General features: G+C 62.0%; 23 protein-coding genes and 2 tRNA genes. 20 read left to right on the forward strand and 5 right to left on the reverse strand.

Annotation, left to right across the window (positions count from 1 at the left end):
- Positions 1-83: 83 nt before the first annotated feature.
- Entirely contained in the window at positions 84-2,264 is a 2,181-nt protein-coding gene (locus tag FQU74_RS05430; protein ID WP_146285399.1) for an esterase-like activity of phytase family protein, read from the reverse strand.
- A 168-nt stretch (positions 2,265-2,432) separates the two neighbouring features.
- Between FQU74_RS05430 and tgt the strand changes: the two genes are divergently transcribed.
- The 15 genes from tgt to FQU74_RS05505 all read left to right on the forward strand — a co-directional run bounded on the left by tgt (position 2,433) and on the right by FQU74_RS05505 (position 16,609).
- Entirely contained in the window at positions 2,433-3,563 is a 1,131-nt protein-coding gene (gene tgt / locus FQU74_RS05435) for a tRNA guanosine(34) transglycosylase Tgt (RefSeq protein WP_146285400.1), read from the forward strand.
- Between the two features lie 146 nt (positions 3,564-3,709).
- Positions 3,710-6,115 (forward strand): endopeptidase La, encoded by a 2,406-nt coding sequence (gene lon, locus FQU74_RS05440; protein WP_146285401.1) that lies wholly within the window; start codon positions 3,710-3,712, stop codon positions 6,113-6,115.
- 129 nt (positions 6,116-6,244) lie between these two features.
- On the forward strand, positions 6,245-6,601 hold the full coding sequence (locus FQU74_RS05445; protein WP_158635533.1) for an HU family DNA-binding protein: 357 nt from the start codon (positions 6,245-6,247) through the stop codon (positions 6,599-6,601).
- A 19-nt stretch (positions 6,602-6,620) separates the two neighbouring features.
- Positions 6,621-6,695 (forward strand) — tRNA-Val (locus FQU74_RS05450).
- A gap of 134 nt (positions 6,696-6,829) precedes the next feature.
- Positions 6,830-8,278, forward strand: coding sequence for a cysteine--tRNA ligase (gene cysS / locus FQU74_RS05455; RefSeq protein ID WP_146285403.1), 1,449 nt, complete (start codon positions 6,830-6,832; stop codon positions 8,276-8,278).
- Complete coding sequence (locus tag FQU74_RS05460; protein WP_146285404.1) at positions 8,278-9,321, forward strand: cysteine desulfurase family protein; 1,044 nt, start codon at positions 8,278-8,280, stop codon at positions 9,319-9,321. The genes cysS and FQU74_RS05460 overlap by 1 nt, the downstream gene beginning before the upstream one ends.
- 6 nt (positions 9,322-9,327) lie before the next feature.
- A complete protein-coding gene (gene sufB / locus FQU74_RS05465; protein ID WP_146285405.1) occupies positions 9,328-10,857 on the forward strand; it encodes a Fe-S cluster assembly protein SufB in 1,530 nt (509 codons plus the stop codon).
- Positions 10,858-10,899: 42 nt separating this feature from the next.
- The gene (gene sufC, locus FQU74_RS05470) at positions 10,900-11,655 is read left to right on the forward strand and encodes a Fe-S cluster assembly ATPase SufC (RefSeq protein ID WP_146285406.1); all 756 of its coding nucleotides are present in this window, start codon (positions 10,900-10,902) and stop codon (positions 11,653-11,655) included.
- A complete protein-coding gene (gene sufD, locus FQU74_RS05475; RefSeq protein WP_146285407.1) occupies positions 11,655-12,932 on the forward strand; it encodes a Fe-S cluster assembly protein SufD in 1,278 nt (425 codons plus the stop codon). Before sufC ends, sufD begins: the two co-directional genes overlap by 1 nt.
- Positions 12,932-13,417 carry a YIP1 family protein gene (locus tag FQU74_RS05480; RefSeq protein ID WP_146285408.1) on the forward strand — a complete coding sequence of 162 codons (486 nt, stop codon included), beginning with the start codon at positions 12,932-12,934 and terminating at the stop codon, positions 13,415-13,417. Before sufD ends, FQU74_RS05480 begins: the two co-directional genes overlap by 1 nt.
- Positions 13,417-14,637 carry a cysteine desulfurase gene (locus FQU74_RS05485; protein WP_146285409.1) on the forward strand — a complete coding sequence of 407 codons (1,221 nt, stop codon included), beginning with the start codon at positions 13,417-13,419 and terminating at the stop codon, positions 14,635-14,637. Before FQU74_RS05480 ends, FQU74_RS05485 begins: the two co-directional genes overlap by 1 nt.
- A 47-nt stretch (positions 14,638-14,684) precedes the next feature.
- Positions 14,685-14,761, forward strand: a tRNA-Arg gene (locus FQU74_RS05490).
- Positions 14,762-15,320: 559 nt separating this feature from the next.
- Positions 15,321-15,584 carry a PepSY domain-containing protein gene (locus FQU74_RS05495; protein ID WP_146285410.1) on the forward strand — a complete coding sequence of 88 codons (264 nt, stop codon included), beginning with the start codon at positions 15,321-15,323 and terminating at the stop codon, positions 15,582-15,584.
- Entirely contained in the window at positions 15,577-16,164 is a 588-nt protein-coding gene (locus FQU74_RS05500) for a cytochrome b/b6 domain-containing protein (protein ID WP_146285411.1), read from the forward strand. The genes FQU74_RS05495 and FQU74_RS05500 overlap by 8 nt, the downstream gene beginning before the upstream one ends.
- A gap of 148 nt (positions 16,165-16,312) precedes the next feature.
- On the forward strand, positions 16,313-16,609 hold the full coding sequence (locus FQU74_RS05505) for a DUF718 domain-containing protein (RefSeq protein WP_146285412.1): 297 nt from the start codon (positions 16,313-16,315) through the stop codon (positions 16,607-16,609).
- 4 nt (positions 16,610-16,613) lie between these two features.
- Here FQU74_RS05505 and FQU74_RS05510 read toward each other — a convergent pair whose 3' ends face one another.
- Both FQU74_RS05510 and FQU74_RS05515 read right to left on the reverse strand, forming a co-directional pair.
- Positions 16,614-17,117, reverse strand: a complete 504-nt coding sequence (locus FQU74_RS05510; RefSeq protein WP_206664998.1) for a GNAT family N-acetyltransferase — start codon at positions 17,115-17,117, stop codon at positions 16,614-16,616.
- Between the two features lie 43 nt (positions 17,118-17,160).
- Positions 17,161-18,264: an alpha/beta hydrolase gene (locus FQU74_RS05515; RefSeq protein ID WP_146285414.1), complete on the reverse strand. Its 1,104-nt coding sequence runs from the start codon at positions 18,262-18,264 to the stop codon at positions 17,161-17,163.
- 220 nt (positions 18,265-18,484) lie between these two features.
- Here FQU74_RS05515 and FQU74_RS05520 point away from each other — a divergent pair, with 220 nt between their 5' ends.
- Both FQU74_RS05520 and FQU74_RS05525 read left to right on the forward strand, forming a co-directional pair.
- Positions 18,485-19,087, forward strand: coding sequence for a superoxide dismutase (locus FQU74_RS05520; RefSeq protein WP_146285415.1), 603 nt, complete (start codon positions 18,485-18,487; stop codon positions 19,085-19,087).
- A gap of 133 nt (positions 19,088-19,220) precedes the next feature.
- The gene (locus FQU74_RS05525; protein WP_146285416.1) at positions 19,221-19,532 is read left to right on the forward strand and encodes a hypothetical protein; all 312 of its coding nucleotides are present in this window, start codon (positions 19,221-19,223) and stop codon (positions 19,530-19,532) included.
- On the opposite strand, the gene FQU74_RS05530 is transcribed toward FQU74_RS05525, so the two are convergent.
- On the reverse strand, positions 19,507-19,695 hold the full coding sequence (locus FQU74_RS05530) for a hypothetical protein (RefSeq protein WP_146285417.1): 189 nt from the start codon (positions 19,693-19,695) through the stop codon (positions 19,507-19,509). The two genes, FQU74_RS05525 and FQU74_RS05530, sit on opposite strands and share 26 nt — an antisense overlap.
- 49 nt (positions 19,696-19,744) lie before the next feature.
- On the opposite strand from FQU74_RS05530, the gene FQU74_RS05535 reads away from it, so the two are divergent.
- Entirely contained in the window at positions 19,745-20,068 is a 324-nt protein-coding gene (locus tag FQU74_RS05535) for an antibiotic biosynthesis monooxygenase family protein (RefSeq protein WP_146285418.1), read from the forward strand.
- Positions 20,069-20,083: 15 nt separating this feature from the next.
- A complete protein-coding gene (locus FQU74_RS05540) occupies positions 20,084-20,692 on the forward strand; it encodes an NYN domain-containing protein (RefSeq protein ID WP_146285419.1) in 609 nt (202 codons plus the stop codon).
- 4 nt (positions 20,693-20,696) lie between these two features.
- Here the strand turns inward: FQU74_RS05540 and uvrB are convergent, their stop codons facing one another.
- Positions 20,697-22,877: an excinuclease ABC subunit UvrB gene (uvrB, locus tag FQU74_RS05545; protein ID WP_146285420.1), complete on the reverse strand. Its 2,181-nt coding sequence runs from the start codon at positions 22,875-22,877 to the stop codon at positions 20,697-20,699.
- A 347-nt stretch (positions 22,878-23,224) separates the two neighbouring features.
- Between uvrB and FQU74_RS05550 the strand changes: the two genes are divergently transcribed.
- Positions 23,225-23,536 carry an ETC complex I subunit gene (locus FQU74_RS05550; RefSeq protein WP_146285421.1) on the forward strand — a complete coding sequence of 104 codons (312 nt, stop codon included), beginning with the start codon at positions 23,225-23,227 and terminating at the stop codon, positions 23,534-23,536.

Consider the following 23,536-nt stretch of genomic DNA (forward strand, 5'->3'; position numbering starts at 1 on the left):
CAGGGCCGATGGGGCAGAGGGCGTGGCGCAAATGACGATGGCCCCGGTACTTCCCGGGGCCATGTCGGCAGGTTTGGTGTCGCTTATTCGATCTTGCCGATGGTGCGGAAGATCGTCTCGCCCGTGCTGTCGTCGATGCCGTCATTGTCTGTGACGATCCAGCCATTTCCGGCGGCGTCGATGGCAAAGCCCTCGACCTTGTCGGGCGCAAAGCCGTTCAGCACGCGAAGGTCGGGCAGCAGATCGCGAACCTGTTCCTTGGTCACCACCGGCAGCGCCTCACCCAGTTTCGCGGGCTTCAGGTCGGCCAGCTTGATGCGGGTCAGGTTCTTGATCGCCGCCTTGTCTGCGATCTGGTTGTCACGCTCGATCAGATACATCCAGTCGCCGGCGATAGTCACCTCTGAAAGGCCGACCCAGGCGTCGCCCTCAGGCGTGTCGAGCGGATAGTGGACGGCCGACCAGGCCTCGGCCTCATCCTCGGCGCTGGTATCAAAGGCCAGAAGCTTGGCCATGCCCTTGGGGTCGTCCTTCCATTCGCGCTGGACGGCAAGCCACAGCGTCTTGTCCTGCAAGGCGATCCCCTCAAAGCCGAAGCGGGTTTCACCCTTCAGCAGGTCGGCGGGCAGGGCGATTTCGCGGTCAATCGCGCCCGTCGCATCGACGTGGTAGATCGCATGCGGCACCAGCTTGTCGCTGCGCCCTTCCGAGGCCAGCCAGAACCCGCCATCGCCATCCAGCGCCACGCCTTCAAGATCAAGCTTCTGCGCCGCATCGCCATTGCGCGTGACGGTCAGCGCGGCGGTGATCTTTGCGGGCGTCTGCGTCGCATCGATCGTGTAGATGGTCGGCGCCCCCGACAGAACCGAGTCGCTGACGGCGTAGAAGGTGCCCGCCTTGGCGGGATCCGCCGCAAGACCGGACAGTGCGGCCCAACCGATCAGCGGGTCGGTGCCGGCGCTGGTCAGCGTCGGATAGGCGGCCACCCCTTCGGCACGTTCAAAGAGCATGACATGGGCCGGGGCCAGACCGTCTTCGCGCAGATCCACCTCGTTCGCGGTTGCGATCAGATTGCGGGAGGGGATCGCCACCATCCCTTCGGGCGAGACACCCGAGGGCAGCATCTGCAAAAGCTTCGGCGCGGCGAGGTCCGTCAGGTCGTAGACGCCCACGATCGAGGCACGTTCCGAGATCACGAACAGCAGGCGCTGGTCGCCAAAGGTGGCCACGTCAACCGTCTCGATCTCGGCGCCCTTCTTGTTGCGGTGGTCGGGGTAGTGGCCGATCGCGGCAATCTCACGCTCGAACCCGGCGCCGGATTCAAAGACCACGGTGCCGTCCTTCTTCCAGATCGTGAACCCACGCGAGCCGCCTTCATAGTCGCCCTCGTTGGCGGCTACGAAGTGGTCGGCGTCGATCCATTTGACGGCGTCAGGCTCGCGCAGAACGCCCTCTTTCGACTTGGTGAAGTCGAGCTTGCCGTCCTTCTTGGTGTCGATGCCCGAAAGATCGACCGCGCCTGCGCTGAAATGCGCGGCCACCTTGCCGTCGGCGCCAATCACCACGATGTGGTTGTTTTCCTGAAGTGTCACAACCACTTCGCCTGCGTCGTTGATGTCAACGAATTCGGGCTCTGGGTCATCTGCGCCGACCCCGGCAAGGCCGGTCATCTCGATCTTCTGCAGCCCGGCGCAATCAACGGCGCCGTCTTTCAGCGGCAGCTTGACCACAAAGCCCGCGGGCATCTGCGGGAGCGCGCCGTCGTTCACCTCTTCGTCGCGCTCGTTCTCGATGGCGATGGCGAGGAAGCTGTGGCCGGGGGCGAGGGCCACCGAGTCCGGCTGACCGCCCAGATCACATTCTGCGACAACGGCTTTGGTTGCCAGATCGACCGTCACCAGCTTGCCCGAAGGGTTGGTGAAGGATTCCGACGTGTTCACGCCGGCAAATGCCAGCCCGCCCAGAACCTTGGTCGTCGTGGGTTCACCGCCCATGTCGATCTGGCCAAGCGGCTTGGGCGCGCGGGCGTCGGTGATGTCGATCAGGCCGAGCACGCCTTTGGGGCTGTCCGAATAGATCAGCGTCATGCCGTCCTCCGTCGCCGCGATGATCTCGGCCGACGAGGGCTTGGCGGCATCCTCGGCATCGGCTGCGTTCAACGGCGTCGCGAAGGCAGAGATGCGGTTGAACACCATGTCAGCCTGGGCGGGCATGGCGACCGTCAAGGCGAGGAGCGAGGTCAGGCAAAGCGGGCGAAACATCATGTCGCGATCCTTCTGATGTGATTGCGGCAGGGATGGCGGCAATCCGTGACGGCAGTGCAACGCGCCTGCGACACTTTCATGAAACACCTGAGCGGATCCGGCACCCTTGCACGGCGTGGCAATTCCGCGGCCTTTGTCCTATCTAGGCCGCCTGAAAGGTGGTGCGGCATGGTGGAAAGATTCGGGTTTCAGGTAAACGCAACCGATGGGCGCGCGCGTACCGGCATCATCAGCACGCCGCGCGGCGAGATCCGCACCCCGGCCTTCATGCCGGTGGGCACGGCCGCGACCGTCAAGGCGATGATGCCGGAATCGGTGCGCGCCACCGGCGCCGACATTCTGCTCGGCAACACCTACCACCTGATGCTGCGACCGGGCGCCGAACGCATCGCGCGCCTTGGGGGGCTGCATCGCTTCATGAACTGGGATCGCCCGATCCTGACCGACTCGGGCGGGTTTCAGGTTATGAGCCTTGCCGCCCTGCGCAAGCTGACCGAAGAGGGTGTGCGCTTTGCCAGCCATATCGACGGCAGCAAGCATATGCTGAGCCCCGAACGCAGCATGGAGATCCAGAAGCTGCTCGGGTCTGACATCGTCATGTGCTTTGACGAATGCCCCGCACTGCCCGCAACCGAGGATCAGGTCGCAAAGTCCATGCGCCTGTCGATGCGTTGGGCACAGCGGTCGCGCGATGCCTTCGGTGACCGTCCGGGACACGCGCTCTTTGGGATCATGCAGGGCGGCGTCACGCGCGAGCTGCGCGAGGAATCCGCGACGGCTTTGAAAAGCATCGGTTTTGACGGATATGCCGTCGGCGGCCTTGCGGTGGGCGAGGGGCAAGAGGCGATGTTCGGCGTGCTGGACTATGCCCCCGGTTTCCTGCCCGAGGACAAGCCGCGGTACCTTATGGGGGTCGGCAAGCCCGATGACATCGTCGGCGCGGTGGAACGTGGCATTGACATGATGGACTGCGTGTTGCCCTCCCGCTCGGGGCGCACCGCACAGGCCTGGACGCGGCGCGGTCAGGTGAACCTGAAGAATGCTCGCCATCAGGACGATCCGCGCCCGTTGGACGAGAACTGCACCTGCCCGGCATGCCGGAACTACAGCCGTGCTTATCTGCACCATGTTGTGCGTGCGCAAGAGATCATCGCATCCATGCTGCTGACCTGGCACAATCTGCACTACTATCAAGAATTGATGCAGGGCCTGCGGGGGGCCATCGCCGAGGGGCGGCTTTCGGCCTTTGTCGCAGGCTTTCACGCCGCGCGCGCCGAAGGGGACATAGAGCCCCTCTGACACGCTCCGTGCGCGGGCTGCGCCTGCAATATGAAGCAAGGCGCAGTTGACAGTAACATGACAGGCCCCCAGATATGGAGCCGAGACGGGGAAGACCGGGCTGCCGATGGTCGGGGCCGGCGCTTCCGCCAGACGAGGAAATGCGCATGAGCGAACTTCACTCCCAAAGCCATCCGGTTCTGCCGTTGCGCGACATCGTGGTGTTCCCCCACATGATCGTGCCGCTGTTCGTGGGCCGGGAAAAATCGGTGCGGGCGCTTGAGGAAGTCATGGCCGAGGACCGGCAGATCCTGCTGTCCAGCCAGATCGACCCCACCGTTGACGAACCCACCGCCGAAGGCATCTATCGCACCGGCGTGCTGGCAAATGTATTGCAGCTGCTGAAACTGCCCGATGGCACCGTGAAGGTGCTGGTCGAAGGCAAGTCGCGCGTGAAGATCACCGAATTCGTTGCAAACGAGTCGTATTTCGAGGCGCGCGCAGAACCGCTTGAAGAACTGCCGGGCGACCAGGCCGTGGTCGATGCGCTGGTGCGCACCGTCGGCGAGGAATTCGAGCGTTACGCCAAGATCAAGAAGAACATCCCCGAAGAGGCGCTTTCAGCCGTTTCGGAAACGCGCGAGCCTGCGCGGCTTGCCGACCTTGTCGCCGGTCATCTGGGTGTTCAGGTCGCCTCCAAGCAGGAACTGCTCGAAACGCTCAACATCGCCGAGCGGCTTGAGAAGGTCTACGGCCACATGCAGGGCGAACTTTCGGTCCTGCAGGTGGAAAAGAAGATCAAGAGCCGCGTGAAAAGCCAGATGGAGCGTACGCAACGCGAGTACTATCTGAATGAGCAGATGAAGGCCATTCAGAAGGAACTTGGCGACGGCGAGGAAGGCCAGAACGAGCTGAACGAGCTGGAAGAGCGCATCCGCAAGACCGAGCTGTCGAAAGAGGCGCGCGAGAAGGCCGAGGGCGAGCTCAAGAAGCTCAAATCCATGAGCCCGATGAGCGCCGAGGCGACGGTGGTGCGCAACTACCTCGACTGGCTTCTGGGCGTGCCGTGGGGCACCAAGAGCCGCGTGAAGAAGGACCTGAACGCGGCGCAAAAGGTGCTCGATGCCGATCACTATGGTCTGGAAAAGGTCAAAGAGCGGATTGTCGAGTATCTTGCGGTACAGGCGCGTTCGACCAAGCTCAAAGGCCCGATCCTCTGCCTCGTAGGCCCCCCCGGCGTGGGCAAGACCTCGCTCGGGCGTAGCGTTGCCAAGGCTACGGGGCGCGAGTTCATCCGCATCAGCCTGGGCGGCGTGCGTGACGAATCCGAGATCCGCGGCCACCGTCGGACCTATATCGGCTCGATGCCCGGCAAGATCATCCAGGCGCTGAAGAAGGCCAAGACCACCAACCCGCTGATCCTGCTCGATGAAATCGACAAGATGGGGCAGGACTTCCGCGGCGATCCGGCAAGTGCGATGCTCGAGGTGCTCGATCCGGAACAGAACTCGACCTTCGTGGACCACTATCTTGAAGTGGAATACGATCTGTCGAACGTGATGTTCCTGACCACGGCCAACAGCTACAACATGCCCGGACCGCTTCTGGACCGGATGGAGATCATAAGCCTCGCCGGCTACACCGAGGACGAGAAGCGCGAGATTGCGCGGCAGCACCTGCTGCCCAAGCAGATCGAGGCGAATGGCCTGAAGAAGGGCGAGTTCGAGGTGACGGACGACGCGTTGAACCACGTCATCCGTTATTACACCCGTGAGGCGGGCGTGCGGAACCTTGAACGCGAGATTGCAAAGCTCGCGCGCAAGGCGGTGACCGAGATCCTGAAGAAGACCGCAAAAACGGTCAGCGTCGATCCGGCCAAGGTCGAGGAGTATCTGGGCGTCCAGCGCTTCCGCTATGGTCTGGCCGAACAGGAGGATCAGGTCGGCGTGGTCACGGGTCTTGCCTGGACCAGCGTGGGCGGCGATCTTCTGCAGATCGAAGCGCTGAAGCTGCCGGGCAAGGGCCGGATGAAGACCACCGGCAAGCTGGGCGATGTGATGAAGGAATCGATCGATGCGGCGTCGAGCTATGTGCGCTCGATCAGCCCCGACATCGGGGTGAAGCCGCCGAAGTTCGAGGCGATCGACATCCACGTCCACGTCCCCGACGGCGCGACGCCGAAGGACGGTCCAAGCGCGGGTCTGGCCATGGTGACGGCCATCGTGTCGGTGCTGACCGGGATTCCGGTTCGCAAGGACATCGCGATGACCGGCGAGGTCACCTTGCGCGGCAATGCCAGCGCCATCGGGGGCCTTAAGGAAAAGCTGCTGGCAGCACTTCGGGGCGGCATCAAGACGGTGCTGATCCCCGAAGAGAACGCCAAGGATCTGGCCGAGATCCCCGACAACGTGAAGGAAGGGCTGACCATCATCCCGGTTTCCCACGTTCGCGAGGTGCTCAAGCAGGCGCTGGTCCGCACGCCCGAGCCCGTTGAATGGGACGAGGCCGCCGAGGAGGCCGCTGCCGCCTCGCGTGCGGCGTCCGAGCCGCAGGCGGGACAGCTGCCGCATTGATTTGCGGCACGTCGCTGACTTTTGAAAGGGCGCGGGAAACCGCGCCCTTTATTCATGTGGTCAACGCAGGATTGCAGTTCCGGGGCGAGCATCTATTGTCGCAGCCAAAAGACAGATGCAGGAGTGAACATGGCCACCAAGGTTTCCGATGCCGTTCCGGCGGTAAAGAAGAAGCGCCCCGCCGGATCCGCACCCTCCGGTGCGGGCGAGGCGTTGAAGCTGAAGGCGCTGGTCGATCAGGTCACCGCCACCACCGGTGGCAAGAAAAAGGACATGCGCGCGGCCGTTTCGGCCACGCTTCAGGCACTTGGCGAGGCGCTGTCGGCGGGGCAGGAGCTGAACCTTCCGCCGCTGGGCAAGGCCAAGGTCAGCCGCAAGATCGACACCGCCAAGGGGGGTGTTCTGATTGTCCGTCTGCGTCGAAACGCGGGCGATGCCGACGACGAAAAAGATGTGTCGGAGGGGGTTGCAGCGGCTGGGGAGTGAGGTTAAACACCCCCGCATCGGGCGATTAGCTCAGCGGTAGAGCGCTTCGTTCACATCGAAGATGTCAGCGGTTCAAATCCGTTATCGCCCACCATCCATACGTTGAAACGCCTCGGAACTTTCCGGGGCGTTTCGCGTTTTGGGCCGTCCCTGCGGCACCTGTCCTGTTTTCTTCGTGGCGCAAAGCGGGTATTGCCCTGCGCACGGGGAAGTTGGAGACCCGCGCCGATGACGACAATCCGCCTGCACAATACAAAATCACGCCAGCTGGAAGAGCTGCGGCCCGTAACGCCCGGCAACGTTCGCATGTATGTCTGCGGCCCGACTGTCTATGACCGCGCCCATATCGGCAACGCGCGCCCTGTGGTGGTGTTCGACACGCTGTTCCGCCTGCTGCGCCATGTCTATGGCGAGAAGCATGTGACCTATGTGCGCAACTTCACCGACGTTGACGACAAGATCAACGCCGCCGCCTTGGCGCGAAAAGATGCTGGAGAGCCCGGAACGCTGGAAGAAATGATCCGGCAGCGTACCGATGAAACCATCGGCTGGTATCACGCCGACATGGACGCCCTTGGCGCCCTGCGCCCGCAGTCAGGCCCCAATCCGAATATGAACTGCGAGCCGCGCGCGACCGAATACATCCCGCAGATGATCGCCATGATCGAGGCGCTGATCGCCCGTGGCCACGCCTATGCCGCCGAGGGTCATGTGCTGTTCGATGTGCGCAGCTTTCCGGCCTACGGTGCGCTTTCGGGCCGGTCGGTCGATGACATGATCGCAGGCGCGCGGGTTGAGGTTGCGCCCTACAAGCGCGACCCGATGGATTTCGTGCTGTGGAAACCTTCGACCGACGATCTGCCGGGCTGGGACAGCCCCTGGGGTCGTGGGCGGCCCGGCTGGCACATCGAATGCTCGGCCATGTCGAAATCCCTTTTGGGAGAGATCTTCGACATCCACGGCGGCGGCATCGACCTGCAGTTCCCGCACCATGAAAACGAGATCGCCCAAAGCTGCTGCGCCAATGAATCTGGCCGCTTTGCCAATATCTGGATGCACAACGAGATGCTTCAGGTCGAGGGCAAGAAGATGTCCAAGAGCCTGGGCAACTTCTTTACGGTCCGCGACCTGCTGGATCAGGGCGTGCCGGGCGAGGTGATCCGGTTTGTCTACATGATGACGCATTACTCAAAGCCGATGGACTGGACTGCGGAAAAAAGAGTGACCGCTGAGGTGAAGATAAGGGACTATGTCGCCTTGGCTGATCTGTACTGCGACTTCGCGGCGGCGCGCCTGCGGCGACCCGACGAAGCGATTGTCGAGGCCTTGGCAGACAACCTGAACACGCACGCAGCGTTGGTCATCATCGACCGGATGGCGGGCCAATCCGATCTCGTGACAGATATGGCTGTTGGTCTGGATTTTCTGGGTATCCTCGGTCTGGATAAGCTTGAGGCAAAGGTGAATGCGCGTCGTGCTACAGTTGCGTCGCTTGGCACATTCGCTGACCGGCTTGCAGCGCTGCGTGAGGAGGCGATGAAGACAAAGGACTTTGGCCCAGTCGATGCGCTCAAGTCGAAGCTTCAATCCGCTGGTGTGCAGGTGCAGATGTCCAAGTCTGGTATCGAGTTGCTGCCTGGGCCGAACTTTGACATCGATACGTTGAAAGAGATCTGATGGCCCCGCGCGTCTATCTCGACTGGAACGCGACCACGCCCCTGCGGGCAGAGGCGCGGGCGGCGATGATTGCGGCGATGGATGTCGTGGGCAATCCGTCCTCGGTTCATGCCGAGGGGCGCGCGGCCAAGTCATTAATGGAAAAGGCGCGCGGTCAGATCGCGGCGGCGCTTGGCGCGGATGGGGCGGATATCGTGTTCACCTCGGGCGCGACCGAAGCCGCCGCGCTGGCCTGCGCGGGTCGCACCCTGCATTGCGCCGACATCGAACATGAGGCAGTCAGCGCGTGGTGCGTTCCGGATCTTGGCGTCGATGCGGCGGGGCAGGTGGAGGTCGTAGAGCCCGCGCAATCGGCACTGCAACTGGCGAACTCGGAAACCGGGATCGTGCAGACCCTGCCCGAAGGGCTGGCGGTTTCGGACCTGACGCAGGCTTTTGGCAAGCTGCCCCTGGCCTTCAACTGGATGGGCTGCGACATGGGGCTTGTCTCGGCGCACAAGCTGGGCGGGCCAAAGGGCGCGGGCGCGCTGATCCTGCGGCGGGGCCTTGATGTCGCGGCGCAATTGAAGGGCGGCGGGCAAGAGATGGGCCGCCGCGCGGGGACCGAAAACCTGATCGGCATCGCGGGCTTCGCCGCCGCCGCAGAGGCTGCCGCGCGCGACCTCGCCGATGGCGTCTGGGAACGGGTATCTGGAATTAGAAATATTCTAGAGTCAGCATTGTCAGCCGAAGCAAACGAGACTATTTCTGTCGGGAAAGGTGGCGCGCGGCTACCCAACACCATTTGCCTTGTGACCCCAGGATGGAAGGGGGAGACGCAGGTGATGCAGATGGATCTGGCGGGGTTCGCGGTCTCTGCGGGCTCGGCCTGTTCGTCAGGCAAGGTGCGGGCAAGCCGGGTTTTGCGCGCCATGGGCTTTGATGAGGGTGCAGCCGCATCTGCGCTGCGGATCTCGCTCGGGCCCGAGACGACCGAAGAGCAGGTGCTGCGCTTTGCCGACGCCTGGACCGCACAGTTGAGAAGGGCCCGCGCACGGGCATGAGGAAGGATGGGAAACGTGGTTGAACTGGATGTCGAAGACCAGATCGAGGTACGCGAGGGCGTTGACCGCGAGACCATCGAAACCGTGCAGGCCATGGCCGGCAAGTACAAGCACGGCTGGGAAACCGAGATCGAGACTGAATACGCGCCCAAAGGGCTGAACGAGGATATCGTTCGCCTGATCTCTGACAAGAACGGCGAGCCGGAATGGATGCTTGAGTGGCGGCTCGCCGCATACCGCCGCTGGCTGACGATGGAAGAGCCTCGCTGGGCGATGCTGAACTATCCTGAAATCGACTATCAGGACCAGTATTACTACGCCAAGCCCAAGAGTATGGGCGCCAAACCAAAGTCGCTGGATGAGGTCGATCCGAAGCTTCTGGCGACCTATGAAAAGCTTGGGATTCCTCTGAAAGAACAGATGCTTCTGGCCGGAGTTGAAGGTGCGGATGAGCCGCGCAAGGTGGCGGTGGACGCGGTCTTTGACAGCGTTTCAGTCGGCACGACCTTCAAGGAAGAGCTCAAGAAGGCGGGCGTGATCTTCTGCGCAATCTCTGAGGCGATCCGCGAGTATCCGGAGCTTGTGAAGAAATACCTGGGCTCTGTCGTGCCGCAGTCGGACAACTTCTTCGCCACGCTTAACAGCGCCGTCTTCTCGGATGGCTCTTTCGTCTACATCCCCGAGGGCGTGCGCTGCCCGATGGAGCTGTCGACCTATTTCCGCATCAATGCCGAGAATACCGGGCAGTTTGAACGCACGCTGATCGTGGCCGAGAAGGGCTCTTACGTCAGCTATCTGGAAGGCTGCACCGCGCCCAAGCGCGACACCCACCAACTGCACGCGGCCGTGGTGGAAATCGTCATTCTGGAAGACGCCGAGGTGAAGTACTCGACCGTCCAGAACTGGTATCCGGGCGACGAGGAAGGCAAGGGCGGCATCTACAACTTTGTGACCAAGCGCGCCGATTGCCGTGGCGCGCGGTCCAAGGTGATGTGGACGCAGGTGGAAACCGGCTCGGCGATCACGTGGAAGTACCCGTCGTGCATTCTGCGTGGCGACGATTCGCAGGGCGAGTTCTATTCGATCGCCATCGCGAACAACGCCCAGCAGGCCGATACCGGCACCAAGATGATCCATCTGGGCAAGAACACCAAGTCGCGCATCGTCTCCAAGGGGATCAGCGCAGGGCGGGCGCAGAATACCTACCGCGGCCTTGTGACCATGCACCCCAAGGCCACGAACAGCCGCAACTACACCCAATGCGACAGCTTGCTGATTGGCGACAAATGCGGGGCGCATACGGTGCCCTACATCGAGGTCAAGAACAACTCGAGCCGGGTGGAGCATGAGGCCACAACCTCCAAGGTCGATGACGATCAGCTCTTCTATTGCCGCTCGCGCGGGATGGACGAGGAAGAGGCCGTGGCGCTGGTGGTGAATGGCTTCTGCAAGGAAGTGCTGCAAGCCCTGCCGATGGAGTTCGCCATGGAGGCACAAAGCCTTGTCGCGATCAGCCTTGAAGGCTCGGTCGGCTGAGATTCATGCCCTATGCGGGCAAAGGGTATGAAGGAAAGAAAAATGCTGGAAATCAAGAACCTGCACGTCAAACTTGAAGAAGATGACAAGGTGATCCTGAAAGGTGTGGACCTGACGGTCGAGGCCGGCAAGGTGCATGCGATCATGGGGCCGAACGGGTCGGGCAAGTCCACGCTGAGCTACGTTCTGTCCGGCCGCGATGGATATGAGGTGACCGACGGATCGGCGACGCTCGACGGCGAGGAGCTGCTGGATATGGAGCCGGAAGAGCGGGCCGCAGCGGGGCTCTTCCTTGCGTTTCAATATCCGGTCGAGATTCCGGGTGTTGGCAACATGACTTTCCTGCGTACGGCGGTGAACGCTCAACGCAAGGCGCGTGGCGAGGAAGAAATGTCGGCGGGCGAATTCCTGAAGGTCGTCCGCGAAAAGGCCAAGCAGTTGAAGATCGACGCGGAAATGATGAAGCGTCCTGTCAACGTGGGCTTCTCGGGCGGTGAGAAGAAGCGCAACGAGATCCTGCAGATGGCCATGCTGGAACCGAAGATGTGCATCCTCGACGAGACCGACTCGGGGCTGGATGTCGATGCGATGAAACTGGTGGCCGATGGCGTGAACGCCCTGCGCGACGAAGGTCGGGCTTTCCTGGTTATCACGCATTATCAACGGCTTCTGGATCACATTAAACCTGATGTCGTGCACATTATGGCGGATGGCCGCATCGTGAAGACCGGTGGGCCTGAACTGGCGCTTGAGGTGGAGCATAACGGTTACGCCGGTATTCTGGCCGAGGTGCTGTGATGGCGGTTCTGCAGGCAAAACTCGACGCGGCCGAGGCCCGGCTTGCGGCGCTGGACGTGGCCCATGCCGGTTGGTCTGCGGCTGCACGCAAGGACGCGGCGACGCGTCTGCGGGCGATGGGTCTGCCGGTCAAGCGAGATGAATACTGGCGCTACACTGACCCCACGTCGCTGACCGTGGCGGCGCCGGTTACGGCCGCGCTTTTTGACGCAGGCGATGAGGCGCCGCTTTTCAACGGCATCGACCGGGTGCGGCTCGTCTTTGTCGATGGTGTTTTCGACCCGACGCAGTCCGATGATCCGACAACCGCGGGCGTTGAGCTTTTGAGCGCCAGCACCGCCGACATCCACTGGGCGCAGGGCCTTTATGGTGTGCTGGAGGCGCGCGGGCAGACCCCGGTCGCCCGGCCGCTCGCCGCGCTGAACACCGCTGCGGCAACCGAGGGCGTTCTGATCCGCGTGACCGGAAAGGCCGACAAGCCGATCAACCTGATTTATCTACATAAATCAGAACATTCCGATGCGATCCTTCATCATGTTGTGAAGCTGGAAGAGGGCGCGGAGCTCACCCTTCTTGAGAACGGCCCCGGTGCCGCGCGCTTCAACAAGGTGCTGGAGGTTGACGTCGCCGATGGCGCGCGCTTCCACCATATTCGCGCGCAAGGCCGCGATCATGAACGCCGTGCCGCGACGCATATCTTTGCCCGACTTGGCGCCAAGTCGCTGTTCAAAAGCTTTACGCTGACCGCCAATGGCGTCTTGACCCGCAACGAGGCAGTGCTCGAACTGACTGGCGACGATGCTGTGGCACATGTGGCAGGGGCGGCAGTCGGCGATGGCAACTTCCATCACGATGACACGGTCTTTGTGACCCATGCGGCAGAGCGGTGTGAAAGCCGTCAGGTCTTCAAGAAAGTGCTGAAGAATGGCGCGGTCGGCGTGTTCCAGGGCAAGATCCTCGTCAAGCCCGGCGCGCAAAAGACAGACGGCTACCAGATCAGCCAAAGCCTTCTGCTGGATGAGGATTCGCAGTTTCTGGCGAAGCCCGAGTTGGAGATCTATGCAGACGACGTGAAATGCTCTCACGGCTCGACCTCGGGTGCGATTGACGAGACCGCGCTCTATTACCTGCGTTCGCGTGGCGTGCCGCTGCGTCAGGCGCAGTCGCTGCTTGTTCTCGCCTTCCTGGCCGAAGCGATAAGCGAGATTGAGGACGAGGCGATCGCCGAGGACATCCGCGCGCGGCTTGAGGGCTGGCTTGCCCGGCACGATCGGTAATGGCCGTCACCTCGGATATCGTTGAAAGCTGGAAAAGACCCCGCGCGGTGTTCAGACGGCACCTTGCGCGGGGCCGATCCGAGGCATTTGCCTTCAGCCTGCTCTTCGTCTTTCTGCTGATCGCGCTGATCGCCCAATATCCGATGGCGGCGCGAAAGGCGTATGAGATGCCCGAGGCGCCGATTTCGGCGCAGATGTTCGCGATCGGGTTGGGGTTGCTCGCGACAATTCCGTTCTTCTATGGGCTGGCCTCGCTGTCACGTCTTGTGTCCCGCCTGTTGGGCGGCAAGGGCGACTGGTACGGTGCACGGATGGCGCTCTTCTGGGCGCTGGTGACGATCACGCCGCTGGTTTTGCTGACGGGCCTTGTGGCCGGGATGATCGGGCCGGGAACGCAGCTGCGCTTGACCGGGGCAGTGACCTTCCTTGGTTTTCTGGTGCAATGGCTGACGGCATTGCGCCTGTCCGAGACAGGAGATTTCTGATGTTCGACGTGGCGAAGGTGCGGGCCGATTTCCCCATTCTCGGGCGCGAGGTGAACGGGAAGCCGCTCGTCTATCTGGACAACGGCGCCTCGGCCCAGAAGCCGCAGGTGGTTATTGACGCGATGACGCAGGCCTATTCGATGGAATACGCCAATGTGCATCGTGGGCTTCATTACCTCTCAAACCTCGCCACCGAGAAATATGAGGCCGTGCGCGGCATTGTCGCCCGCTTTCTGAATGCGCCAAGTGAAGACGAGATCGTCTTCACCACCGGCACGACCGAAGGCATCAACCTGATCTCCTACGCCTGGGCCGCACCGCGCCTGCAGGCGGGGGATGAGATTGTGCTCTCGATTCTCGAGCATCACGCCAACATCGTCCCTTGGCATTTCCTGCGCGAACGGCAGGGCGTTGTCCTGAAATGGGTCGAATGCGATGCAAATGGCGATCTCGATCCGCAGGCGGTGATTGACGCGATCGGGCCACGGACGAAACTAGTGGCAATCACCCAGATGTCGAATGTGACCGGCACTGTGGTTGATGTGGCCTCGATCTGTCGAGCGGCACGCGAACGCGGGGTTCCGGTGCTCGTTGACGGCTCGCAGGGTGCTGTGCATATGCCGGTCGATGTGCAGGCAATCGGGTGCGACTTCTACGCGATCACCGGTCACAAGCTTTATGGCCCGTCGGGATCGGGGGCGATCTATATCCGGCACGAGCGGATGGCAGAGATGCGCCCCTTCCTCGGCGGCGGCGACATGATCCGCGAGGTGTCGCGCGATGTCGTGACCTATGCCGACCCGCCGATGAAGTTTGAGGCCGGAACCCCCGGCATCGTACAGCAGATCGGCATGGGCGTCGCGCTGGACTATCTGATGAACCTCGGTATGCAGAACGTCGCCGCCCATGAACGGGTGCTGCGCGACTATGCACGGACGCGGCTTTCAGGTCTCAACTGGCTGAACGTGCAGGGCAATTCTGCGGGGAAGGGCGCGATCTTCTCATTCACCCTGCAAGGGCCTGCCCATGCCCATGACATTTCGACGGTGCTCGACAAAAAGGGAATCGCCGTGCGTGCCGGCACCCATTGCGCGATGCCGCTGATGGAGCATCTGGGCGTCACCGCGACTTGCCGTGCGTCTTTTGGCCTCTACAACACCGAGGCCGAGGTCGACAAACTGGTCGAGGCGCTGGAACTTTGTCACGAGCTTTTTGCCTGATTTCAGGTTGCAGGCTCAAGGCGCATCGTCTAACAAGACCGCACGACGCACCCATAGCTCAGCTGGATAGAGCGTTGCCCTCCGAAGGCAAAGGTCGCACGTTCGAATCGTGCTGGGTGCGCCAATCTCCCAATAGATCGCTGTATAAGACGTTGGCCGACGGGCGTCGTTTTCGCCCTAGCCATTTCGGTATGATAAAGCGGACTGCTGACACAGCCTTGCGTTCCGGACCAATCAATTGTCTGGAAATGGAAAGAGCGGTGGGGTGGCGTTTCGCCAGCCCCACTGCCTCTCATGGCAAATCACTCTTACCAGAACTTTGCGGCCAATAGCTGGACCGCCGAACTCGTACTGTACAAAATTACCGTTCAACACACACGCAAGACACCAGTGTTTCACCAACACACCGAAGCAACGAGCCCACCGATCGACTTTGCTTCTTCAACTTTAACCGCCACCGGCGCTTGCGTAAGGACAACTAGCCATTGTGTGGGTGATTCCGGTAGATGTCTTTTTAGACATGTCCTTTTAGACAGGTATGGAAAGCCTCGCCCCAAGATCTTGGGTCTGCCTTTGGGCTGGCTGTCTTGCGCGCGAAGGCCACAAAACACCCTTCAACTGTAAGCCTGGTGAAAGGTTGGCACGCGATCAGTGCTGCGTCACAGCAAGAATGGAGATGACACATGCTGCGCAAGACCCTGATCCTTTCGGTTGCACTTTCTACCACTGCATTTTCGGCGATGGCATCTGATCTCTGCTCTGTGCCCGAGGCCGAATGGCGCCCTCAGGCCGAGCTGGAGGCAGAGCTGACCGCAAAGGGCTGGACCATCAGCAACGTCAAGAAAGAGGATGGCTGCTACGAGGTCTACGGCAAGAACGAAAAGGGTGAGAAGGTCGAGGTCTTCATTGATCCCAAGACCTTTGCCGTGGTCGGATCGGATGACTGATCGGCTGATCACCGGACGGGACGGAGGCGACTCCGTCCCTGATCGCACGGTCCGGGTATGGGACCCACTTGTGCGGATCTTTCACTGGTCGCAGGCGGCGCTGATCGCGGTTGCATGGCTGACCGAGGATGGCCCGAAGACCCTGCATCAGACCGCAGGCTACATCATTGCCGGGATGCTGGCGCTGCGTGTCGTCTGGGGTTTTGTCGGCCCGCGTCACGCCCGATTTTCCGACTTTGTACGTGGCCCATCGACCGTGCTGGGTTATCTGCGTGCCATGGTCGCGGGGCGCGAGCCGCGCTATCTGGGCCACAATCCCGCTGGTGGCGCGATGGTTGTCGCACTGCTACTGACCGTTGCAGGCACCGCCATGACGGGGTGGCTGCAGACAACGGATACCTTCTGGGGCTCTTCGGTCATGGAAGAGATCCACGAGACGCTGGCGTCTCTGATCCTCGTTCTGGTTGCCGCGCATCTGGCCGGGGTGACACTGGCGAGCATGCGGCACGATGAGAACCTGGCCAGATCCATGGTTGATGGTCGCAAGCGGCCACTTGAAACGGACGCGACCACAGACTGATCCCCATCTGTGATCGCGCTTCTGTCGCCGGGCGTCCTGCTGTATGATGCAGGTGCCCGGCGCTTTCTGATCGCCGCTTGGTGCCAGAGTCGGGTGCCGCGCCTGTAGCCCATCAATATCAATTGTCACCGAACTGGGGGAGGCTGCCATGACAGCGTTCAATGTCGTGCGATTCAGGATCAAGCCGGGTATGGAGGGCGCCTTTCTGGATGCCCACCGGGGCCTTGGCGCAGATTGGCAGGGTTTGCGCCACGCCAACATCATCAAGACCGGTGACGGGCGCCACTGCATCATTGCCGAATGGGAGAGCATGGAGGCGCTGGCGGAGGCCAGGCCAAAAATGATCGCCACGCTCGACAGCTTTCGCCATACGCTGGAAGACCTCGGCAATGGGCTGGGCGTGACGGACCCGGTCTCGGGCGCGGTCGTGCTTGAAGTGCGCTAGCTGGTCACGGGGCCCAGAGGGCGGCTGACATCCACGGCGGCGGCGGGCGCAAGGTGCCTGCAGCCGGCTCGGCGGGGGTGCCGATTGGAAGCGACTGCCACGCGCCGCGCCACTCCTCGGGCAGCGGAAAAGGTGGGGCAACGCGCGTTTCGGGCTGAAAGCCAAGGCGGCCATAGTAGGCGGGATCGCCCAGAACCAGCAGGCACTTCACGCGCTCCGCGTCCAGCCGCTCGATTCCTGCGCGGATCAGCGCGGCGCCACGGCCTTGCCGTTGGTGGGCCGGCGCTACGCAGAGTGGCCCCAGAAGTGCGGCATGGTGCGGCCCTTCGGTCAGGCAGGGGGTGATCGCGATATGGGCAGTTGGCCCTTCTACGGCTGATTCCGCGACCAGAGAAACAATGTCCGGCACCTCGGTCAAAAGGCGCCGGACGAGGGGCATCAGGTCTTCGTCCGGAAACGCCGACGCATAAAGCGTCTCAAGGGCGGGCAGGTCGGATAGTGTCGTCATCCTGATCGGATGTGCCGTCGACATATACCCTCCCACGCCCGCGTCAGTTGCCCAGAATGCGGATCGGAACGCCCACAATCAACTCGCGCAGTTGCGGTGATCGTTCACTAAACGCCCCCACATTATTGAGCCCCGCGCCGATCAGCTGCACGACCTCGGGCGATCCGGTGAACTTGGAGTGGCTGCCGCTGGACGAGTCCTCGATTTCGGACAGGTCGATCACGGTCAGGCCCAGTTTCTCAAGCTCTGCCGCGTCTGTGGCGCCGACACGCGGCACGCCACCAGCAATCAGACGTGAGACACGCAGTGCCTTGTCATCCTTGGATACCAGCAAGAACATGCGGTTCAGCACAGGCCGTGGCAACTGGGCGATCTGCGTGCGGAAAAGGTCGATATCGATGTCAGGCGAGGCCAGCATGACCGTATTGATCATGCCGCGCGTTCCCAGCGTGCCGCGCTGTTGCGCCTCGACCAGCCCCTCCATCGTCAGGAAAGTGCCCATCGAATGGGCGAGGATATCGACCTGTTCGGCGCGCGATGCGGCAAGTATGTTCGCCATCTCGCCCAGCTTTTCGCGCGCAACGAGCGCGCTGTTCAGGTCATAGACGTAGCGCGGGGTCTTTGCCGCCGATGCCCATGTGAAAAGGACCGGCACGCCGGTAAAGCCGGTATCCTCGACAAACTGCGACAGGTGCAGGATCGCGTCACTGGTCGTCGTGTTGTAGCCGTGGATGAACAGCAGGATCCGCCGGTCGCCGGCCTTGCGCTTCATCAGTTCTTTATTCAGCTCTGACAGAAAAGCGCTTTCGCCTTTATAGATCGCGGGGTCGACGACCGCGAATTCCGTGCGCGGGTCGGGCGGCAGGCGCCGAGGGCGCTCAACCTTGCCGACCTCGTGATTGGGGGGGATCGTCACATCGACCGACGCAAGGCCGAGCTCTGGCGCGCGCTCGGCCGAGAACAGGGCGCCAACAACCTCGGACGCCTCACGCGTGGTGATGATGAACAGTCTATGCCGACTGACATCAGGCAGCGATTCGGCCGGGTGTTCAGGGTTGTCGATGCCAACCAGATCCGGCGGACGAGAGCATCCGGCCACCAGCAGGGCTACTGACAGAAGGAGAGGGGCAGCAATTGTCAGTCGCATGAGGTATCCTGAATCTGGGATGTTGTCGTATCGCACCCAACCGGGCGCTGAGCCCCGGTTGTTCTGGCCCCGGAACGTAACAAGCAAGTGTCTTGCGGGCAAGCGAGGCCTGCAGTCGTTCGACCCGCCCGGCGCGGCATTTTCCCGTCTGACCCTTGACCTTGGCGGCTGCCACCCTCTTATTGGGTGCCAAAGGACCGCCCCGAACAGGAGAGAACCCATGGCCTTTACGCTTCCCGATCTTCCCTATGCCCATGATGCGCTTGCATCGCTTGGCATGTCGAAGGAAACGCTGGAGTACCACCACGACCTTCACCACAAGGCCTATGTCGACAACGGCAACAAGTTGATCGCCGGGACCGAGTGGGAATCGAAATCGCTGGAGGATATCGTCAAGGGTACCTACCAGGCGGGCGCCGTCGCCCAGAATGGTATATTCAACAACGCCTCGCAGCACTGGAACCACAACCTGTTCTGGGAAGTGATGGGCCCGGGCGAAGACAAGAAGATCCCCGGCACGCTCGAAAAGGCGTTGGTCGAGGCTTTTGGTTCGGTCGCCAAATTCAAGGAAGACTTCGCCGCTGCCGGTGCAGGCCAGTTCGGCTCGGGTTGGGCATGGCTGGTCAAGGACAAGGACGGCGCGCTGAAGGTCACCAAGACCGAGAACGGCGTGAACCCGCTGTGCTTTGGGCAGACCGCACTTCTGGGCTGCGACGTATGGGAGCATTCCTACTACATTGACTTCCGCAACAAGCGCCCGGCCTACCTGACCAACTTCCTGGACAAGCTGGTGAACTGGGAAGCGGTTGCCGCGCGGATGTAATCTGCGCGCCTGCGACCGTGACGATATTGCGCCCGCCGGTCCAACCGGCGGGCGCTTCTTTTGGCATGATGGCACCCGCTTGGGCTCGGCGCGATTAACGGCTGGTTAAGGTCTGGGCGCGAAGCTTTGGCCCATGATCCGCATATGCCAACTGATTCTTCTTGCACTGCTTGGGGCCTGTGGTGCCCAGCCTGCGCCCCTGATGTTTGGTGGCGCGCGACACGAAACCACCGTGAATGGCCGCGACTATGTGCTTTACCGCAAGGATGACCGGGTGGAGGTGATCCGGATGGGCTGGGCCTCGTCCGGGGAACATCAGGAAATCCGTGCCACGATGATCGAAATCGTCCCGTGGCTGACGGGATGTGACGTCGTCCCCTCATCCGTGCAAGGCGACAGCGGCGAAATGCGCGCGCGGGTTACTTGTCCGAAGGGCCTACGATGATCAACTGCCAGAAGGCCAGCGCACCGGCCGCCCCGAACAGGATTGCCCAACCGGGGTTTCCCGTCGCAAGCTCAAACCCCGCCCATGCGAGGGGCGCGACAGCGGTTGTCCAGCGCACCCATGCGCGGCTGAAGAAAGGATGATCGGGGTCGATGAAGCGCATGTTTTCCCTTTGAGATCTGTTATCCTGTCCCAAAAGGGAGGAGACCAGAATGCCAGAGATCAGCACCGACTTTCAAGGTCAGACCGTGATCACCACCTTTGAGGTCAGCCCCGGAACAGCGCATGACCTTATGGATGCCTTGCAGGATGCCTATCGCGATTTCATCCGGCATCAGCCAGGGTTTCTGGGTGCCGGCCTTCATATGAATGATGCACAGACACGGATCTGCAACTACTCGCAATGGGTGCGGCGCGAAGATTATCAGGCCATGCTGCGGAGTGCCGAAATGCGTGAGAGGAACCGTCGCATCGCCGCCCTGTCGCGCAGCTTCGAGCCGGTGATGTACGAGGTGCAGGCGGTGTTCAATCTCTGACGACCGGGTTTGGCGATGGTGTTTCTACGAGTGATCCTTGTTCTATCGCTGCTGGCGATCCTGCCGGGGCTGGTCTTGCCCGACGGCATCTGGCGCGACATCGCCTTTCTTGCGGCGATACTCGCCGTCGCAAGCGGCATCATCGTTCTGCGCGGCGCGGGGCGTGCCCAGCCTCCCCGCACGCCAAGACCGAAGCGTCGCAGGAGGGGGCGTCCCATCGTGGTCGATGGGTCGAACGTCATGCACTGGAAAGATCAGGTCGCCCGGCTCGATGTCCTGCGTGAGGTGGTGCGCGTCCTTGACGCGCAGGGGTATCGGCCGGGCGTCGTCTTCGATGCCAACGCGGGCTACAAGCTTCAAGGACGGTATCTGGACGACCGCCCTCTGGCCCGCCTGCTGGGCCTGCCAGAGGATCAGGTGCTGGTCGTGCAGAAGGGCAGTCCGGCCGATCCGGTCATCCTGCAGACGGCCCGCGCGCTTGGTGCGCGCATCGTCACGAATGATCGCTATCGAGACTGGGCCGCGACCTATCCAGAGGTCGACCAGCCCGGCCACCTTGTCCGAGGGGGCTTTCAGGACGGCAGGCTGGTGTTGCGTCTTGCGGCAGAGGCCAAGGCAGCCTGAGGCGTCACCGCTTGCGTCGCTTGTTGCCGCCGCGCTGGCCTGCCCGCCCCGCAGTCGAGCGGCCCGAGGACTTGACGGCCACTTCAACCGCCTCGTCGATCGCGCTTTGCCGGGCCAGCGGGTCGTCCGACACGGCCAGTTCCACCGCCTCAAGCCGCTTCACCTCGTCGCGCAGGCGTGCGGCCTCCTCGAACTCCAGGTTCTCGGCGGCCTTGCGCATCTGGGTGCGCAGCGCATCGAGATGCGCGGCAAGGTTTGCGCCGAACATCGGCTTTTCGACCTGTGCGGTAACACGCGACATGTCCGTGTCGCCCTGCCACAGACCCGCCAGCACGTCCTCGACGTTCTTCTTGACCGTCTGCGGTGTAATGCCGTGGGCAAGGTTATAGGCCATCTGCTTTTCGCGCCGCCGGTTGGTCTCGGCCAGCGCGCGCTCCATGCTGCCGGTGATGCGGTCGGCATACATGATGACGCGCCCCTCGGCGTTGCGCGCGGCGCGGCCGATGGTCTGGATCAGCGAAGTCTCAGAGCGCAGGAAGCCCTCCTTGTCGGCATCCAGAATGGCCACCAAGCCACATTCCGGAATATCGAGCCCCTCGCGCAGCAGGTTGATGCCAACGAGCACGTCAAAGGCACCAAGCCGCAGGTCGCGCAGAATTTCGATCCGCTCGATCGTGTCGATGTCCGAGTGCATATAGCGGATGCGGATGCCCTGTTCGTGGAAGTACTCCGTCAGGTCCTCGGCCATGCGCTTTGTCAGCGTGGTGACCAGAATCCGCAGGCCTTGCGCGGCCACGCGGCGGATCTCGTCCAGCAGATCATCGACCTGCATCTCGACGGGTCTGATTTCAACCACCGGGTCCAGAAGCCCCGTCGGCCGGATCACCTGCTCGGCGAAGACGCCACCGGCCTGCTCCATCTCCCATGCCGCAGGGGTTGCCGAGACGAAGATCGACTGCGGGCGCATCGCATCCCATTCCTCGAACTTGAGCGGGCGGTTGTCCATGCAGCTTGGCAAGCGGAACCCATGTTCGGCCAGCGTGAACTTGCGCCGATAGTCGCCCCGGTACATGCCGCCGATCTGGGGCACGCTGACGTGGGATTCGTCAGCAAAGACAATCGCATTGTCGGGGATGAACTCGAAAAGGGTAGGGGGCGGCTCGCCCGGCGCGCGCCCGGTCAGATAGCGCGAATAGTTCTCGATCCCGTTGCAGACGCCCGTGGCCTCCAGCATCTCCAGATCAAAGTTGGTGCGCTGCTCCAGCCGCTGCGCCTCAAGCAGTTTGCCTTCGGCGATCAACTGCTCTAGCCGCTGCTTCAGCTCCAGCTTGATGCCCTTGATCGCCTGCTGCATCGTCGGACGCGGGGTCACGTAGTGGCTGTTGGCATAGATGCGGATCTGCTTGAAGACATCGGTTCTGGCCCCGGTCAAGGGGTCGAACTCGACAATGCTTTCCAGTTCGGGCCCGAAGAAGGAAAAGCGCCAGGCCCGGTCCTCAAGGTGGGCGGGCCAGACCTCCAGGCTATCGCCCCGCACCCGGAACGCGCCGCGGGCGAAGCCCTGATCGTTGCGGCGGTACTGCTGCGCCACCAGTTCCGAGATCACCTGTCGCTGGTCATACATCTGTCCCACGACCAGATCCTGCGTCATTGCCGAATAGGTTTCGACCGAGCCGATGCCGTAGATGCAGCTGACCGAGGCGACGATGATCACATCGTCCCGCTCCAGCAGTGCCCGGGTCGCCGAGTGGCGCATCCGGTCGATCTGTTCGTTGATCTGGCTTTCCTTCTCGATATAGGTGTCCGAGCGCGCGACATAGGCCTCGGGCTGGTAGTAGTCATAGTAGGACACAAAGTATTCGACGGCGTTTTCGGGAAAGAAGCCCTTGAATTCGCCATACAATTGCGCAGCCAGGGTCTTGTTGGGGGCAAGGATGATCGCGGGGCGCTGCGTCTCCTCGATGATCTTGGCCATGGTAAAGGTCTTGCCGGTGCCGGTGGCGCCCAGAAGCACCTGATCACGCTCGCCCGACTGGATACCCCCGGCCAGCTCGGCAATGGCTGTGGGTTGATCGCCCGCTGGCTGGAAGGGCGACTGCATGACGAATCGCCGACCACCTTCAAGCTTTGGGCGCGTCAGCACGTTGGGCCGTTCGGTAAGGGCGTTGATGTTGTTGTGGGGCATGGCAGGTCTCCGCAATCGACTCCAAGATGATCTGTTTTTGTTCACGTTCAAGGGCCGATTTTCGGTCTCCATCTGACCGTCGGGCAGGTGCTTGCGGAAGGGTTGAGGAAATCGAATCAATTTTTCAGAAAATTCGATACGGGCGGCGCAACTTTGAGTTGATTTGGCGCGGGGGCAGTGCCAGTCTATTTGGGCAAGCAACGTGCTGTCGGCCGGCCACCCACACCCCACCCCACACCCCCGGTCGGCCGACAGACCCCATGCCTGCGACATCGAATTCCGCAGGCGGCCCTTGCCTCGCTTCGCGAATTCGCCAATAAGAAGGTGCCATTGCCAGGAGTTTCGACATGCGCGCCCGCATCTACCAACCCGCCCGCAACGCCATGCAATCGGGCACCGCAAAGACCAAGGGTTGGGTGCTGGAGTTTGCGCAGTCGAGCGCGCGGGAAGTTGATCCGCTGATGGGCTGGACCTCGTCGACCGATACTGCGACCCAGGTCAAGCTGCGGTTTGAAACCCGTGAGGATGCGGAAGACTACGCCCGCGCAAACGGGCTGGAGTTCGAGGTTCTGGTTCCGCAGAGCCGCAAGCCGAACATCCGCCCGATGGGCTATGGCGAAAATTTCGCCACCAATCGTCGCGGTGCCTGGACCCATTGA

This window comes from Gemmobacter aquaticus (genome assembly GCF_007859075.1).
Classification (GTDB): Bacteria; Pseudomonadota; Alphaproteobacteria; order Rhodobacterales; family Rhodobacteraceae; genus Gemmobacter; species Gemmobacter aquaticus.